10 protein-coding genes are annotated in these 17,013 nt (G+C 67.8%); 6 read left to right on the forward strand and 4 right to left on the reverse strand.

Annotated features, from left to right (window positions below):
- Nucleotides 1-48 precede the first annotated feature (48 nt).
- From C1924_RS05805 to C1924_RS05825, 5 genes are all read left to right on the forward strand, one after another.
- On the forward strand, nt 49-996 hold the full coding sequence (locus C1924_RS05805) for a bifunctional riboflavin kinase/FAD synthetase (protein ID WP_108764438.1): 948 nt from the start codon (nt 49-51) through the stop codon (nt 994-996).
- Nucleotides 993-3,824: an isoleucine--tRNA ligase gene (gene ileS / locus C1924_RS05810; protein ID WP_108764439.1), complete on the forward strand. Its 2,832-nt coding sequence runs from the start codon at nt 993-995 to the stop codon at nt 3,822-3,824. The genes C1924_RS05805 and ileS overlap by 4 nt, the downstream gene beginning before the upstream one ends.
- Nucleotides 3,824-4,348, forward strand: a complete 525-nt coding sequence (lspA, locus tag C1924_RS05815; protein WP_108764440.1) for a signal peptidase II — start codon at nt 3,824-3,826, stop codon at nt 4,346-4,348. The genes ileS and lspA overlap by 1 nt, the downstream gene beginning before the upstream one ends.
- A 27-nt stretch (nt 4,349-4,375) precedes the next feature.
- Entirely contained in the window at nt 4,376-5,326 is a 951-nt protein-coding gene (gene ispH / locus C1924_RS05820; protein ID WP_108764441.1) for a 4-hydroxy-3-methylbut-2-enyl diphosphate reductase, read from the forward strand.
- 212 nt (nt 5,327-5,538) lie between these two features.
- Nucleotides 5,539-7,422, forward strand: coding sequence for a M61 family metallopeptidase (locus tag C1924_RS05825; RefSeq protein ID WP_108764442.1), 1,884 nt, complete (start codon nt 5,539-5,541; stop codon nt 7,420-7,422).
- A gap of 338 nt (nt 7,423-7,760) precedes the next feature.
- Here C1924_RS05825 and treA read toward each other — a convergent pair whose 3' ends face one another.
- The 4 genes from treA to C1924_RS05845 all read right to left on the reverse strand — a co-directional run bounded on the left by treA (nt 7,761) and on the right by C1924_RS05845 (nt 13,815).
- Nucleotides 7,761-9,380, reverse strand: coding sequence for an alpha,alpha-trehalase TreA (treA, locus tag C1924_RS05830; protein WP_108764443.1), 1,620 nt, complete (start codon nt 9,378-9,380; stop codon nt 7,761-7,763).
- Nucleotides 9,381-9,579: 199 nt separating this feature from the next.
- The gene (locus C1924_RS05835) at nt 9,580-12,360 is read right to left on the reverse strand and encodes a TonB-dependent receptor (protein WP_108764444.1); all 2,781 of its coding nucleotides are present in this window, start codon (nt 12,358-12,360) and stop codon (nt 9,580-9,582) included.
- A 10-nt stretch (nt 12,361-12,370) separates the two neighbouring features.
- On the reverse strand, nt 12,371-13,321 hold the full coding sequence (locus C1924_RS05840; RefSeq protein ID WP_108766982.1) for a FecR domain-containing protein: 951 nt from the start codon (nt 13,319-13,321) through the stop codon (nt 12,371-12,373).
- Nucleotides 13,322-13,335: 14 nt separating this feature from the next.
- Nucleotides 13,336-13,815, reverse strand: a complete 480-nt coding sequence (locus C1924_RS05845) for a sigma-70 family RNA polymerase sigma factor (protein ID WP_174208945.1) — start codon at nt 13,813-13,815, stop codon at nt 13,336-13,338.
- Nucleotides 13,816-14,098: 283 nt separating this feature from the next.
- Here C1924_RS05845 and C1924_RS05850 point away from each other — a divergent pair, with 283 nt between their 5' ends.
- The gene (locus tag C1924_RS05850) at nt 14,099-16,984 is read left to right on the forward strand and encodes an autotransporter domain-containing protein (protein WP_108764445.1); all 2,886 of its coding nucleotides are present in this window, start codon (nt 14,099-14,101) and stop codon (nt 16,982-16,984) included.
- The last annotated feature ends 29 nt before the right edge of the window (nt 16,985-17,013 follow it).

Raw genomic sequence — 17,013 nt, forward strand, 5'->3', positions numbered from 1 at the left:
GGTTACACCATTGAAGCGGCGGCCCCGGGTGGGCCGGAACGAGAGTTGATGAGCAGGCTGTTCAGAAGCGTCGAGGGCGGGGAGCTGTTCCCCAACGGAAGCGTGGTCTGTATCGGCGCATTCGACGGCCTCCACCTGGGGCATCGTGCGCTGGTCCGCCACGCGGTCGCCCGCGCGCGCGCCTTGGGCGTGGCCGCGGTGGCCGTGGCCTTCGAGCCGCTGCCGCGTGAATTCTTTGCCCAGGGCACGCCACCGCCGCGGCTCACCCTGGCCCGCAGCAAGGTCGAAATCCTGCGCGAACTGGGCGTGGATGCCATCGGCCTGCTGCGCTTCGACGCCGCCATGGCCGCCATGCCGGCCGAAACCTTCGTGCGCCAGCTGCTGGCCCACCGCCTGGGCGCGCGCGAAGTGTGGATCGGCCCGGAGTTCTGCTTCGGCAACCGCCGCCGTGGCGATCTGGCCCTGCTGCAGGCCATGGGCGGCGAACTCGGCTTCACCGCGGGCGAAATCGCTGCGGTCGACCTGCATGGCGAGCGCATTTCCAGCACCCGTATCCGCCAGCTGCTGCAGGCCGGCGATTTCACCCACGCCAACGATCTGCTTGGCCGCCCCTATGCGATCAGCGGGCGGGTGGTACGCGGCCGCCAGCTCGGCCGTACGCTGGGCTTCCCCACCGCCAACCTGCGTTTCCCGAAGACCCCGGCGCTGTCGGGCATCTACGCCACCTGGGTGCACGGCGTGTTCGACCAGCCGTGGCCGTCGGTGTCCAGCTTCGGCACCCGGCCGACCGTAGAGGGCGTGGAGCCCCTGCTGGAAGCCCACCTGTTCGATTTCCAGGGCGACCTGTACGGCCGCCACATCGACGTGGAATTCGTCGCCAAGCTGCGTGACGAAGAAAAATTCAATGATCTGGCGGCACTGACCGACCAGATGCACCGCGACGCCGAGCAGGCGCGCGCCCTCCTTTCCGAACATAGATTGCGAGCCACTGCGTGAGCCAGGACTACAAGACCACCCTGAACCTGCCAGCCACCGAATTCCCGATGCGCGGCGACCTGCCCAAGCGCGAGCCGGGCATTCTGGCGCGGTGGGAAGAGCAGGGGCTCTACCAGCAGCTGCGTGACAACGCCGCCGGCCGCCCGCTGTTCGTGCTGCACGACGGCCCGCCGTACGCCAACGGCCGCATCCACCTGGGCCATGCGGTCAACAAGATCCTCAAGGACATCATCGTCAAGTCGCGCTACCTGGCCGGCTTCGATGCGCCCTACGTGCCGGGCTGGGACTGCCACGGCCTGCCGATCGAAATCGCGGTGGAAAAGAAGTGGGGCAAGGTCGGCGTGAAGCTCGACGCCGTTGAATTCCGGCAGAAGTGCCGCGAGTTCGCCGAAGAGCAGATCAACATCCAGCGCGCCGATTTCAAGCGCCTGGGCGTGACCGGCGACTGGGACAACCCGTACAAGACCCTCAGCTTCGATTTTGAAGCCAACGAGATCCGTGCGCTGGCCAAGGTCGTGGCCAATGGCCACCTGGTGCGCGGCGCCAAGCCGGTCTACTGGTGCTTCGACTGCGGTTCGGCCCTGGCCGAGGCGGAAATCGAATACCAGGAAAAGGAATCGCCGGCGATCGACGTGGCCTACGCCGCGCGCGATGCGCAGGCCGTGGCCCAGGCGTTCGGCGTGAGCCTGCCGGGCGACGTCGAAGTGGCCGTGCCGATCTGGACCACCACTCCGTGGACGCTGCCGGCCTCGCTGGCCGTGTCGCTGGGCGCGGACATCCGCTACGTGCTGGCCGAAGGCCCGGCGCACAACGGCAAGCGCCGCTGGCTGGTGCTGGCCGCTGCGCTGGCCGAGCGCGCCCTGCAGCGCTATGGCGTCGAAAGCGTGGTGCTGCACGGTGAAACCACCGGCGCTGCGCTGGAAAACCAGCTGCTGGTGCACCCGTTCTACCCGCAGCGCGAAATCCTGGTGCTGAACGGCGAACACGTGTCCGACGAGGACGGTACCGGTGCGGTGCACACCGCCCCCGGCCACGGCCAGGAAGACTACGTGGTCAGCCAGAAGTACGGCCTGCTGGACAAGTACAACGCCGGCCAGATCACCCCGGTCGATGGCCGTGGCGTGTACCTGGAATCGACCCCGCCGGCCGGTGGCGTGGTGCTGGCTGGCCAGCACCTGTGGAAGGCACAGGACGCCATCGTCGGCGTGCTGCGCGACAACGGCGCGCTGCTGGCCTTCCACCCGATCCGCCACAGCTACCCGCACTGCTGGCGCCACAAGACGCCGGTGGTGTTCCGCGCCACCCCGCAGTGGTTCATCTCGATGGACAAGGCCAACCTGCGCAGCGATGCGCTGGCCGCCATCGACACCGTGGGCTGGTTCCCGAGCTGGGGCAAGGCGCGCATCCAGAGCATGGTCGATGGCCGCCCGGACTGGACCATCTCGCGCCAGCGCACCTGGGGCGTGCCGATCGCGCTGTTCACCCATCGCCAGACCGGCGAGATCCACCCGCGCACGGTGGAACTGATGAAGCAGGTCGCCGACCGCGTTGAGGCCGAAGGCATCGACGTGTGGTATTCGCTGGACGCGGCCGAACTGCTGGGCGACGAAGCGGGCGATTACGAGAAGGTCACCGACATCCTCGACGTCTGGTTCGATTCGGGCGTCACCCATGAAGGCGTGCTGGCCGCGCGTGGCTTCGGCAAGCCGGCCAACCTGTACCTGGAAGGTTCGGACCAGCACCGCGGCTGGTTCCAGTCCTCGCTGCTGACCGGCGTGGCCATCGACCAGCGTGCCCCGTACAAGCAGTGCCTCACCCACGGCTTCACCGTGGACGAGCACGGCCGCAAGATGTCCAAGTCGCTGGGCAACGGCATCGAGCCGCAGGACATCATGAACAAGCTGGGCGCGGACATCCTGCGCCTGTGGATCGCCTCGGCCGACTACAGCAACGAAATGTCGCTGTCGCAGGAAATCCTCAAGCGCAACGCCGATGCCTACCGCCGCCTGCGCAACACCGCGCGCTTCCTGCTGGGCAACCTGGATGGTTTCGATCCGGCCCAGCACCTGCGCCCGTTGAACGAAATGGTCGCGCTGGACCGCTGGATCGTGCACCGCGCCTGGGAACTGCAGGAAAAGATCAAGGCCGCGTTCGACAACTACAACATGGCCGAGATCGTCCAGCTGCTGCTGAACTTCTGCAGCGTGGACCTGGGTTCGCTGTACCTCGACGTGACCAAGGACCGCCTGTACACGATGCCGACCGATTCGCACGGTCGTCGTTCGGCGCAGAGCGCGATGTACCACATCGCCGAAGCGTTCACCCGCTGGATCGCACCGATCCTGACCTTCACCGCCGACGAGCTGTGGGGCTACCTGCCGGGCGAACGCGCCGGGCATGTGCTGTTCACCACCTGGTACGACGGCCTGGCGCCGCTGCCGGCCGATGCCCAGCTCAACGCCGCCGATTTCGACCAGCTGCTGGCTGTGCGCGAGCAGGTGGCCAAGGTGCTCGAGCCGATGCGCGCCAACGGTGCCATCGGTGCGGCACTGGAAGCGGAAATCACCATCGCCGCCAATGAAGAGCAGGCCGCGAAGTGGCAGCCGCTGGCCGATGAACTGCGTTTCCTGTTCATCAGTGGCGACGTGCAGGTACGCCCGGCGACCACCGACGAGGTGTTCGTCAGCGCCCAGCCGACCCAGAAAGCCAAGTGCGTGCGCTGCTGGCACCACCGCGCCGATGTCGGCATCAATGCCGATCACCCGGAGCTGTGCGGCCGTTGCGCGGGCAACATCACCGGTGCCGGTGAAGTGCGGAGCTGGTTCTGATGAGCACCGCGCGCCCGAACCCCAACGCACTGGTCTGGCTGCTGCTGTCGGCCGCCATCATCGGTCTGGACCAGTGGTCCAAGGCCTGGGTGCTGTCGAGCCTGCCGGAGTTCCAGCCGGTGGTGGTCATCGACGGCTTCTGGAACTGGTACCGCACCTACAACACCGGGGCAGCGTTCAGTTTCCTGAGCGACGCCGGTGGCTGGCAGAAGTACTTCTTCACCGTGCTGGCCATCGCCATCAGCGGCCTGATGGCCTGGTGGCTGCGCGGCACCGCCCGTGGCAACTGGAAAGCCGCAGTGCCGTATGCGCTGATCATCGGTGGTGCCATCGGCAACGTGATCGACCGCCAGGTGCACGGTCACGTGGTCGATTTCATCCAGTGGTATATCGGTGACCATGTGTGGCCGGCCTTCAACGTGGCCGATTCGGCCATCGTGGTGGGTGCCGTGGGCATTGCCCTGTTTGGCCTGTTCGACGGCAAGTCCGCCAAAAAGGCGGATAATGCAACCCCGAAACCGTAAGCCGGCCGCTGCCGGGAGACTGAACTGATGGATGTGCTGCTCGCCAACCCGCGTGGTTTCTGTGCCGGTGTCGATCGTGCGATCGAGATCGTCAAGCGCGCGATCGAAACGCTGGGCGCGCCCATCTACGTCCGCCATGAAGTGGTGCACAACCGCTTCGTGGTCGATGACCTGAAGCAGCGCGGCGCGATCTTCGTCGAGGAACTGGACGAAGTGCCGGACAACAACACGGTCATCTTCAGCGCGCACGGCGTGTCCCAGGCGGTGCGCCAGGAAGCCGATCGCCGTGGCCTGAAAGTGTTCGACGCCACCTGCCCGCTGGTGACCAAGGTGCACTTCGAGGTCGCCCGCCACTGCCGTGCCGGCCGTGACGTGGTGCTGATCGGCCACGCCGGTCACCCGGAAGTGGAAGGCACCATGGGCCAGTGGAACCGCGAAGCGGGCACCGGCCAGATCTACCTGGTGGAAGACGTGGAGCAGGTCGCCACGCTGCACATCAACCAGCCGGAAAACTTTGCCTACACCACCCAGACCACGCTGTCGGTGGATGACACCCGCGGCATCATCGACGCCCTGCGCGAGCGGTTCCCGCAGATGCAGGGCCCGAAGAACGACGACATCTGCTACGCCACGCAGAACCGCCAGGATGCCGTGCGCGACCTGGCCAAGCGCTGCGACCTGGTGCTGGTGGTGGGTTCGCCGAACAGCTCCAATTCCAACCGCCTGAGTGAGCTGGCCCGCCGTGAGGGCGTGGAGAGCTACCTGATCGACGGCGCGCACGAGATCGACCCGCGCTGGGTGGAAGGCAAGCAGCACATCGGCGTGACCGCCGGCGCTTCTGCACCGCAGGTGCTGGTGGATGGCGTGCTGGCCCGCCTGGCCGAGCTGGGTGCTAACGGCGTAGGCGAGCTGGATGGCGAGCCGGAATCGATGGTGTTCGCGCTGCCGAAGGAATTGAGGTTGCGTCTGGTCGATTGACCGCGGGTGTGTCATCCACGCATGGCGTGGATCTACCGGCATCGGCTCCATCCACGCATGACGTGGACGGAAACCCGCCATGATCGGCACATCGCGTCCCCGGTAGATCCACGCCATGCGTGGATGGACGCGCGCCCATGACCTTTGGCCATGGGGCCACGCACCGCACAGGCCTAGCATCGAGGGTTCCCCCCGTTGCTGGAACCTGCCTGATGAAGACCCGTGCCCTGGTGATGTCCGTGCTGTTCGCGCTGGCGTCCACGCCTGCGCTGGCGCAGACCTCGCCGCCGGGCGATGCGGCGGCCCCCGGCCTGCTGCGCATCGACGTTGACGCGCGCGACCTGGCTCGCCGCATCTTCAAGGTAACCGCCACCGTGCCGGTCAAGCCCGGTCCGGTCACCCTGCTGTACCCGCAGTGGATTCCCGGCAACCATTCGCCCACCGGCCCGATCGACAAGCTGGCCGGCCTGCGCGTCACGGCCAACGGCAAGCCGCTGGCCTGGCAGCGTGACCAGTTCAACGTCTACGCGTTCAAGGTGGACGTGCCGGAAGGCGTGAGCGAGATCGTGGCCCACTTCGATTTCCTGTCCTCGCAGGGCGGCAGCCAGGGGCGCGTGGTGATGACCCCGGAAATGCTCAACCTGCAGTGGAACGCCAATTCGCTGTACCCGGCCGGCGTTGATGCGCGCGACCTGCAGGCGCAGGCCAGCGTCACCCTGCCCAAGGGCTGGGCCTACGCCACCGCACTGGAAACCGCGCGCCGCGATGGCGACACCGTGGTGTTCAAGCCCATTTCCTACGACCACCTGGTCGATTCGCCGCTGTTTGCCGGCGAGCATCACCAGCGCATCGATCTCGACCCGGGCGCGAAGGTGCCGGTGCATCTGAATGTGTTCGCCGACGATGCCAAATCATTGAAGCCGACCGACGCGCAGATCAAGCTGCACCGCGCACTGGTGCAGCAGGCCGACAAGCTGTACGGCGCGCGCCACTACGATCACTACGAATTCCTGCTGGCACTGACCGACCGCCTTGGCGGCATCGGCCTGGAACACCATCGCTCCAGCGAAAACAGCGCGGCCCCCGGCTACTTCACCGAATGGGACAAGAACGCGTGGATGCGCGATCTGCTGCCGCACGAATACACCCACTCCTGGAACGGCAAGTACCGGCGCGGTGCGGACCTGGCCACGGCCAACTTCAACGTACCGATGGGCGACAGCCTGCTCTGGGTGTACGAAGGCCAGACCCAGTTCTGGGGCCAGGTACTGGCCGCCCGTTCGGGGCTGTGGTCGTCCGACCAGGCGCGCGACATGCTGGCCAACGTGGCCGCCACCTATGATCGTGGCCGCCCCGGCCTGGCCTGGCGCGCGCTGCAGGACACCACCAACGACCCGACCATCGCCCAGCGCCGCGGGCTGGCGTATCGCAACTACCAGATGAGCGAGGACTACTACTCCGGCGGGCAGATGGTGTGGCTGGAAGTGGAAGGCAAGCTGCGCGATCTGAGTGGCAACCGCCGCAGCCTGGATGATTTCGCACGCGCCTTCTTCGGTGTCGGTAATGGCGATTGGAACGTCAAGCCGTACACCTTCGAGGATGTGGTGGCGACCCTCAACGGCATCGCGCCGTACGACTGGGCCAGCTTCCTGCGGCAGCGCCTGGACGGCCACGGTCCGCTGACCGGCGGCCTGGAACTGGCCGGCTGGAAGCTGGCCTACCGCGATACGCCGAACGAGGCCTACAAGGCGCAGGAAAAGCGCGCCAAGGCCGCGCTGCTGGCGTACTCGCTGGGTGCCACCGTGCTCGATACGGGCGTGGTCGGCGATGTGATCTGGGACAGCCCGGCCTTCAACGCCGGCTTGGCACCGGGCATGAAGGTGATCGGCGTGGGCGGGCGCGAGTACAGCAGCGAGCGCCTGAAGGAGGCGGTCTCTGCCGCAGCCAAGGACAAGGCGCCCATCGTGCTGCTGGTGAAGCAGTTCGACCGCATCGACACGATGACCATCGACTACCACGGCGGCCTGCAGTACCCGGTGCTGGAACGCATTGCGGGCAAGCCGGACCGCCTTGCCGAGCTGTGGAAGGCGCGATGATGCCCTGGCAGTAGCGCCGAGCGTTGCTCGACTGCGTTGCTTCGGTAGAGTCGAGCGTTGCTCGACTGCATTGCTTCGGTAGAGTCGAGCGTTGCTCGACTACATTGCTTCGGTAGAGTCGAGCGTTGCTCGACTGCGGTGCTTCGGTAGAGTCGAGCGTTGCTCGACTGCATGCTTCGGTAGAGTCGAGCGTTGCTCGACTGCTTTTGCCAACCACAGTCGAGCAACGCTCGACTCTACAAAGGCACAGTCGAGCAAGCTCGACTCTACAAAAGCGCAGTCGAGCAACGCTCGACTCTACAAAGGCACAGTCGAGCAAGCTCGACGCTTCAAAGCGGTCATTCGACGTCGCCCGCGCTTTCGCAGATACGCTCTGGCGCGCACAGGCGATCCAGCAGGGCCAACGTCACCCCATTGCTCCAGCCGAAACCATCCTGCAGCGGGTACTCGCCGCCACCGCCGCCGCTGGCCGATCCATCCACCACGTACTTTTCCACCAGCTTGCCGTCGCGGTCGTAAACCGATTGCACCGTGCGCAGGAAACGTACCCCCAGTGTCCGCGCCAGCGCCTGCTGGCCATACTGCTGCAGCCCGTCCACCGCCACCCACTGCAGCGGCGCCCAGCCATTCGGCGCGTCCCATTGCTGCCCGGTTTCGCGCTGGGTGGTCAGCAGGCCGCCTGAGCGCAGCAGGCCCACTTCCACGGCATCGGCGGTGCGCCGCGCCTGTGCTGTCCCGGCAATCTTCAGCCACAGCGGGAACAGCGCTGCGGCGGTAAGGGCAGGGCGTTGCTGCCCGCTGTCCAGGTCGCGGTCCACGTAGTAGCCCTGGCGTGCATCCCACAACTGCGTGTTGATGGCCGCACGGCGTGCGGCCGCCAGTTGACGGTAATGCCGTGCATCGCCACCCGCACCGGACACTGCGCTTGCCTGTGCCAACATTTGTTCCAGATGGAACAGCAGGCTGTTCAGATCCACCGGCACGATGGCGGTGGTGCGGATGCTGGACAGCTGCGCCGGGTCATCCAGCCAGCGCGAACTGAAATCCCAGCCGGATTCGGCACCGGCGCGCAGATCGCGATAGACCTGCGCGGGTGGCCGCCCCGGTGCCTGCGCTGCGGTCGCCAGATCATCCGTCCACGATTCGGTGCGCGGCACGGCGCGCGCATCCCAGTAACGGTTGAGCAGCTGGCCATCGGCCAGTCGCACCACCCGCTCGTGGGCCTGGCCCGGGGCAAGCCCCTCGGCCCCGTGCATCCAGAACGCATGTTCGATGCGCAGTTGCGGCAGGTAGCGCCGGTAGGCGTCATCGCCTTCGTGGCGGGCCAGCAGTTCCACCATCAGGCTGAAGAACGGCGGCTGCGAGCGGCTGAGGTAATAGCTGCGGTTGCCGTTGGGGATGTGACCGTACTGGTCCAGCTGCCAGGCGAAGTTGTCGACCATGTCGCGCACCTGCTGCCAGCGTTGGCTGGACGCCAGGCCGAGCAGGGTGAAATAGCTGTCCCAGTAATAGACCTCGCGGAAGCGCCCACCCGGCACCACGTAGGGATGGGGCAGGGGCAGCAGCGAACCGTGCGGATCGACGCTGGCGGTGTGCCGTTGCAGCACCGGCCACAGGCCTTCGATGTGCGCGCGCAGTGTTTCCCCTGCCGGTGGCACGTAAGCGGGCGCTTGCTCCGGCACGTTGAAGCGCGTGGCGATGAAATCGCGCAGCGTGTAGCCGGGTCGCTGCTGCGCGGCACGCCAATCGTCCAGCACGGCAGCAGCCGGCTGACGCGGCACGGCATCGGCGAAGGTCTTCTGGTCGGCGAACAGATGTGCGCGCTGCACCTGCTGGAAGAGCGGCGCCAGCTGCTGGTCGGGGGGCTCGACAGCGCGGGTGGGTGCCTCTGCAATTGCAGGGGCGATGCAAAGGGCCAACGCCAGCGACGCACCGGCCCGCAACAACGAAGGACGCATGGCGTGCCTCCAGAAGGGTGTGCGGTCACTGTAGGTGAGGGGGCGTGAAAGCGGACTGCGGGTTGCCGTGGGTGGCGGCGAGCGTCCTTGACTGCCGCTTCGGTAGAGTCGAGCTTGCTCGACTGCTGTTGGAAGAGCAGTCGAGCAAGCTCGACGCTACAAGGGCACAGTCGAGCAAGCTCGACGCTGCGGACGCGCGTCAGCGGAACTGCAGCGTCAGCAGGAAGTAGCGGCCGAGGGGGTCATCCAGGCCGGCCATCTGCCCGCCGCTGCCCACCAGATAATTCACCGGCGCGGTATCCAGCACGTTGTGCACGTCCAGCGCGGCCACCACGCGCGGGCTCAGCTTGCGGGCCACATGCAGGTTCCAGCGCAGCTGCGCGGGATTCATGCAGCGGCGATCCTCCCGCTGCTCCTGTGGGCAGTCCTCGCCCGCCAGCCACGCCCGCGTGCGGCCCACGCGGTTGCCCCGCAGGGCGATGTCCCACGAGGGGTTCTGCCACTGCACGTTGATGATGGCGGCGAGGCTCGGCGTCGCGTGGCCACGCAGGTCCACCGATTCGCCATGCGCGCGGTCGCGGCGCAGCGCCTGCTGCTTCAGGCCATCCAGCGAGAACAGCCATTGGCCATCGCGGCCGGCATCGATGCGGTACTCGCCCCGCAGCACCCAGTTGCGCGAGGTGGTGCGGCCGATGTTGTCGAAGGACAGGCGCAGGTCGCGCAGGCGGCCCTGCTCATCCAGCTCCCACGTGTCCGGGTTCCACAGCGCATCGCTGGGTTGCAGCGCGAGGATCTCGTTGCGCAGCTCGACGATGTTGTGGGTCAGCGACAGCGAGAACGCATCGGTGGGCGTCCAGCTGGCGGCCAGCGAATGGCTGCGCGAGGTTTCGGCACGCAGCGCATCGTTTTCCACCACATCCACTTCCACCGCACAGCCGCCGCCGCGCAGCGGCCGTGCGCACGGCGGCAGGGTGTCCGATGCGGGCAGCGCCAGCAGCCCGAAGTAGGCCGGCGGCCGCCGCCGCTCGAACAGGCTGGGTGCGCGGAAGCCACGGCCACTGGCCAGCAGGAACGACCAGTGCGGTGTGAGGCTCCAGCGCAGCCCGGCGCGCGGCGAGAACGCGCTCTCACCATCGTCGTGGTCCAGCCGTGCCGCCAGGTCCAGGCGCAGCGTCGACGCCAACGGCAGGCCAACCTCGGCGTAGGCCGCGCTGCTTGGCCGCGACAACCGCCGCTGCTCCAGCGGCAGGCCCAGGGCCAGCTCACCCTTGCCCAGCAACGGATCGGGCAGCGAGATCCAGCGCTCCTGGCGCAGGTCGATGCCGGTGGCCAGCTGCGCCTTGCCGCCGGGCAGCTCCATCAGTTCGCGCTGCACGCCCCACCAGCCCTGCAGCTGGGTGGTGCGCCCGCGGTTGCGGATGGCCGGGAAAAGTTCAGGGGCCAGGCCCGCTGGCAGGGTCGAAAAACCGGGCAGGAAATCCAGTGCAAGCGCGGCTTCCAGCAGCCGTTCGGTGCGTACGGCACCTTCCGTGCGCAGGTCTACCTGGCTGCGCTGCGCGCTCAGTCCCGCCTCCCAGTTGTGGCCGGACTGCTCGCGGCCGATGCCCACGGTCAGGTCGCCTTCGCTGGCGCGCACACGTGGCTGCACTTCGCCGCCTTCCTGCAGCACCACGTTCAGCAGCGCATTGCGGTTGAAGTTCAGTGCCACGGCGGTCGGCCCCAGCTCGAAGCGCTGGCGGCTGTGGCTGGCGCGCGCCTCCACATAGGCGTACCGGCCTTCGCCCTGCTCGTGGCGATAGCGCAGGTAGCCGGCCACGGTGTCGGAGGCCGGTTGCAGCGAGCGCGGGCGAACGCTGTCATACCAGCAGCCATCCTCGTCGCGCTGCAGCGGCGCGTGGCATTCGGTGGCCGGGTAGTAATCGCCGTTGGCCAGGATCAGGCCGATGGGATACAGCTGGCTGTCGGCATGCCAGCTGCGGCGGTCACCGGCCACGTGGCGGATGCGGTGCACGTCCAGGCCGGCAAACCAGCGGTCACCGTTGTCGCGCACACCGCCCGTGGCGGCCTGCACGCGGTGCTGGTCGCCATCCCCGCGGCTGCTGACGCCGGTCTGCAGCGTGGCTTCCGGTCCGTCAGCCTGCTCGCGCAGGATGATGTTGACCACGCCGGACATGGCGTCGGCGCCGTAGATGGCCGAGGCACCACCCCGCACCAGCTCGATGCGTTCGACGAAGCTGAGCGGAATGCCGCCGAGGTCGGTCAGGCCGCCTTCTTCCAGCGACACCATCGGGTAGCGCGGCAGGCGGCGGCCATTGACCAGGAACAGCGTGGCACGCGGGCCCATGCCGTCCAGGCTGGTGGTGGCGGCCGCGCCCACCGGCAGGTACAGCGAATCGCCGCCGCGCGAGGTGCTCAGTGGCGGGTGGCCGTTCATGCCCGGCAGATGGCGCAGCAGATCGAACAACGTGCCGTAGCCGCTGCGCAGGATGTCCTCGCGCTCGATCACCGTCACCGGCAGGGTGGTCTGTACGGAGGTGCGTGGCAGGCGGCTGCCGGTCACATGGATCGGTGCCAGTTCCACCTGTGCCGGCGGCTGCGGGCGCGGCGGCGGGGCGGGCACGACGGCAGGCGGCGGTGCTGCAGCCACGGCATGGCGGCGCAGCACGAAGCCACCGCCGGGCGTGCGCAGGATGTTGACCGGCTGGCCAGCCACCAGCGCTTTCAGTGCCGCCGCAGGCTCCTGCGACCCCTGTGTGCCGGCGGTGCGCAGGTCGGCCAGTTCGCGCGTGTCGAACAGCAGGGATGCCTGACTCTGCCGGGCCCACTGCTGCAGCGCCGGTACCAGTGGGCCGGCGGCGATGTGGTAGTCGGTGTTGGCCGTGGTTGCTGGTGGAGCGGCGGTGGCCGTGCCCAGGGCGCCAGCCACGGCAAGCCACAGCAGGGCCATCAGGCCCTGTCGCAGTGCCCCGGGGGTGGGCATCCGGGCCGCCTCAGTACGTGCGGCGCAGTTCCAGCGCGCCATCCTTGCGCGGCTGGCCAGCGATCGACCACCCCAGTTCCAGGGCGGACAGCAGTTCGTGTGCATCGCCGGCACGGAAGCTGCCGCTCACGGCCAGATCGGCGATGTCCGGGTCGGCAATCACCAGCGGCATGCCGCCATAACGGTTCATGCGTTCGACCACCGTGGACAGTGGCGTCGCGTCGAACACCAGCCGCCCTTCGGGCCAGGCTTCCGCCGCGGCGGTGGTGGCCAGTTGCGGGCCCGGCTGGATGCGGCCCGACGGCAACACCTGCAGCTGCTGGCCGGGGCCCAGCGTGTGCTGCGCGCTGCCACTGGTCACTTCCACGGCGCCTTCCAGCAGGGCCACTTCCACCCGGCCATCGGTCAAGCGCTCCACCTGGAAGGTGGTGCCGATGTCGCGGATGCTGCTGCCACCGGCCTGCACCTGCAGTGCGCGCGAGGAGGCGGCAACCTGCAGCTGCACGCGGCCGTGTTCCAGTTCCAGCTCGCGCTTGCGCCAGCCGAAGCGGGCGCTCAGCGTGGTGCCGGCATCGAGGGTGGCCACGCTGCCATCGGCCAGCGTGCGCACCTGCGGCAGGTGGCTGGCATTGGCGTAGATCTGCGGGGTGGGGTTGCCGTCGGTGTAGACCATCCAGCCGATGCCCACCGCCAGGCAGACACCGGCCGCTGCCGCTACCGAAGGCAGCCAGCGCCGTGCGGGTGCGCGGGCGGCGCGCGCCGCAGCGGTGCGCAGCCACGGGTCGCCGGACAGCCCGGCGCTGCGCTGGTGCAGCGTCTCGGCCTGCATCCAGGCGCTGACATGCGAGGGGTGTTCGGCCAGCCAGTCCTCGAACGCTTCGCGCTCGATCGAGGTGCAGTCGGGGGCCTCCAGGCGGGCCACCCAGGCGCTTGCGCGCTCAAACAGCAACGTGTCATCCATGTAGGCGTCGCGGGTCACTCACTATCTCCATCAGTGTGGAGAGGATTGCTGCCCAGCTCCTTGCGCAGGCCCTGCAGGGCGCGGGCGATGTGTTTTTCCACCGTCTTGGCGGTGATGCCGCAGTGCCGGGCGATCTGTGCATAGCTCATCCCGGTGATGCGGTTGAGCAGGTACACCTCGCGGGCACGTTCGGGAAGCTTGAACAATGCCTGTCGCAGCAGCGCGATCATCTGGCCGGATTCTGCCTGACGCAGCGGGTCGGGAGAAGTGCCGTGCGCGACCTCGCTGCCATCGCGTTCACCCAGCGGCAGGTGAGTGCGTGCCAGCGGCGCGCGCCCGCGATCGGCCAGGCGGTTGCGGGCGATGCGGTACAGCAGCAGGCGCAGCGCGTCGGTTTCATGCCCCCGGTAGCGGATCAACCGCTCCATGCAGTCCTGCGCGATGTCCTCGGCATCGTCCGGGCCAACCCCGCGCATGCGCAGGAAGGCGCACAACGGCGCGCGCTCTTCGCCGACGAACGCAATGAAGGCATCCGGAACCCCGGCCGGGTCCGGCGCGCGACGGGGCAGGGGGGAGGGGGCGGACAGGGGAAAGGCCTCGAACGACGAACGCGTGCTTGAGTTTTACAAGACGACGACCGCAGGGGGAAGCCTGTGCTACGCACGACACGCGTTTGTGAATGCATTCATGTTTTGCCCGGCAGCACACTGGGGGTGATCGGCGCACTGCTGCGTTCTCCCTCCGTCCCGCGTGGTGCGGGTGGAGAGAGAGACCGCAATGAAGCAATCGAAGTTGAGCATCGCGTTGGCCGGCCTGGTGGCATTTGCAACGCTGGGCGCCGTGGGCGAAGCCGGGGCGATGAACTACCACGTGCAGGACGACCGCGTCGTTCTGAGCGGTGGCGTCACCTTTGCCGACGTGGTGGCGCTGCCGGCCCTGCTGGCCAAGGCACAGGCCGAAGGCCGTCCCATCCGTGAAGTCGTGCTGCGCACCTCCAACGGTGGCGCGCTGATTGCCGGTGAGTGGCTGCAGGCCGTCATCCGCACCAACGGCCTTGACACCATCGTGTCCGGCCACTGCATTTCCTCGTGCTCGATCATGCAGTCCGGTGGCGTCAACCGCTACCTGGCCGGCGATCTGCCGACCGTCGATTCGGTGCAGATCCACGCCGCCAGCAGCGGCGGCCGCATCACCTACAGCCCGTCGCCGCGCATGACCCAGATCTACACCGGCAACTACGGCGGTGGCATGGATGCCGGCCTGCTGCACAAGGCCATGTACGAAGTGGTGGCGCCCAACGGCCTGCTGGTGTTCCGCGACCCCGCACGCACCAACGGCACCTCGGTCAGCTTCGACCCCGATGGCAGCGGCCGCAGCCTGCAGCTCTTCCCGGGCCAGGACATCCATAGCAACAACATCATCACCGAGGCCGGTTACCGTGACCCGGGCGATACGCTCACCGTCACCGGCAACGTCACCGGCGACATCAACCCCGGCTACCTCTCCACCGCCCGCCAGCTGCAGGCGCTGGTGGATGATGACTTCGCGCGCTGGAACGACGCGGAGTACGACACCACCTACATCAATTACGCAGTCAGCATCTACAACGCCGCCAGCGCTGGTGCCAACGGTATCGGCCCGCTGTCCGTGCAGGATTACCTCAACGACGCGGGCATCCAGCAGCTGCTGCTGGGCCAGCTGCGCCTGGGCGATCTGGACGCTTCCGCACTGGCCAACTCGGCCGGTGTCATCCGCGTGGCCAAGGGCGGTACCTGGCGCACCTCGGCCACCACCGGTGCGGATTTCATGCTGGTGGATGGCGGCACCATCGCCCTGGAAGGCGGCGCCCTGCGCGCCCCGGAAGTGCGGGTGATGGCCGATGGCATGGTGGTCGGTCATGGCGACATCGCTTCGATGGAAACCGATACCGACGCGCTGCTGGACGCCACCGGCCCGTCGCTGCGCGAGGATGGCTTCAACCGCCTGCGCGTGTACGGCACCCTGATGCCGCGCGGTGGTGATCTGGTCACCCACGGCTACGTCAACATCATGCCGGGCGGCAAGGTGCTGTTCGATGTCACCGAAGCCGGTGGCAGCGCAGCCGGCCGCCTGCGCGTGGGCAGCTTCTTCGATGGCGGGCAGAACGATGGCGCACTGGTCATCTCGCCCGGCGCACACCTGGAACTGAACGTCGCCCAGGGCTTCTACGCCGGCACCTACCAGCGCGAACTGGTTACCGGCCCGATCTACGAAGAGGGCTTCGCCGAGGCCGTGCGCCTGGGCGATACCCGCTACAGCGCCAGCATCACCAACAACGAGGTGTTCCGCCCGCGCCACAACTCGCTGCTCAGCTTCAACATCAACCAGAGCGAAGACGGTCTGTCACTCACCGCCAACCCGGGCTTCGATCAGCTGCCGCAGTTGACCGCCAGCAATGGCAACCAGAGCCTGGGCGTGGCCTTGGCCGCGGCGGGTGATCGCCAGGATGTGGGCCTGAAGTCGCTGCTGGGTGCGCTGCAGTTTGCCGACCGCGATGTCATCGCGCAGCAGGCCGGTGCCCTGCGCGGTGATGCGCACGCCAGCCTGCGCCTGGCCGACAATGCCCTGGTGGGCAGCATCGGCAACGTGGTCACCCAGCACCAGGCAGGCCTGCGCAGTGGCAGCGGTGATGCCGGCGGCCTGGCCGCGCAGGCCGCACAGGCGGCCTCGGCACAGCCGGGCATGGCCAACAGCAGCCTGTTCAACCAGCTGGCGATGCATCTTGTCGAACCGGGCGCACAGGCCACGGCAGGTGCCGACGGCGGCGCGGGTGCACGCAACCACGGCTTCTGGGGCCGCGGCTTCGGCAGCCATGGCCGCATCGACGGCGAAGGCGGCGTAGCAGGCCTCACCCACACCGTGGGTGGCATCGTGCTGGGCGCTGATACGCGCGTGGCCGATGACCGCGTCAGCCTGGGCGTCAGCGTGGCCGCAGCGGACATGTCCACCAAGGCCCGCGATGGTTCCGGCTTCACCGGTGACGTGCGCGCGCTGGATATCGGCGGCTACCTCGATGCCACCTACGCGCGTGGCTACCTGTCGGCCGCCGTGCGCTACACCGATCTGCGCCACGACACCCATCGCGGCATTGCCGGTATCGACGGTCTGAACGACCCGCTGCGCGCCAAGTACAACAACGATGCCTTCTCCGCACGCCTGGAACACGGCTTCAGCTTCACCACCGGCAACGGGCTGGTGGTGCAGCCGCTGCTGCCGGTGGTGGACTACGCGCGTACCTCGGCCACCCGTTTCAATGAAGGGCAGGGCGCGGGCGCACTGGTCGGCCGTGGTGACAGCCTGGAAAGCATCCGCGTCGGTGCCGGCCTGCAGCTGTTCAAGACCTTCAACGGCAGCAACGGCGAGCGCATCACCCCGCGCGCCCGCGTGGTCTGGCAGAAGGAACTGGGCGACACCCAGGCCCGCTACAGCACCGGCTTTGCCGCCGCTCCGGACCTGGTGTTCGGCAGCAGCAGCCAGACCCTGGGCGAGCAGGTGCTGGCCTGGAACCTGGGCGTCACCAGCCGTGCCAGTGACCGCCTGTCGGTGATGGTCGACTACGTGGGCGAGCGCCGCGATGGCCAGGTGCAGAACGGCGTGATGCTGGGTCTCGGCTACGCGTTCTGAGTAAAGGGCGCACCGGCGGCAGGACCGCC

This window comes from Stenotrophomonas sp. ESTM1D_MKCIP4_1 (assembly GCF_003086895.1).
Classification (GTDB): Bacteria; Pseudomonadota; Gammaproteobacteria; order Xanthomonadales; family Xanthomonadaceae; genus Stenotrophomonas.

Bases quoted from the DNA above. Each gene is read 5' to 3' on its own strand.
- C1924_RS05805 (WP_108764438.1), top strand. From the start codon at position 49: ATGAGCAGGCTGTTCAGAAGCGTCGAGGGCGGGGAGCTGTTCCCCAAC.
- lspA (WP_108764440.1), top strand. From the start codon at position 3,824: ATGAGCACCGCGCGCCCGAACCCCAACGCACTGGTCTGGCTGCTGCTG.
- ispH (WP_108764441.1), top strand. From the start codon at position 4,376: ATGGATGTGCTGCTCGCCAACCCGCGTGGTTTCTGTGCCGGTGTCGAT.
- C1924_RS05825 (WP_108764442.1), top strand. From the start codon at position 5,539: ATGAAGACCCGTGCCCTGGTGATGTCCGTGCTGTTCGCGCTGGCGTCC.
- treA (WP_108764443.1), bottom strand. From the start codon at position 9,380: ATGCGTCCTTCGTTGTTGCGGGCCGGTGCGTCGCTGGCGTTGGCCCTT.
- C1924_RS05835 (WP_108764444.1), bottom strand. From the start codon at position 12,360: ATGCCCACCCCCGGGGCACTGCGACAGGGCCTGATGGCCCTGCTGTGG.
- C1924_RS05840 (WP_108766982.1), bottom strand. From the start codon at position 13,321: ATGGATGACACGTTGCTGTTTGAGCGCGCAAGCGCCTGGGTGGCCCGC.
- C1924_RS05850 (WP_108764445.1), top strand. From the start codon at position 14,099: ATGAAGCAATCGAAGTTGAGCATCGCGTTGGCCGGCCTGGTGGCATTT.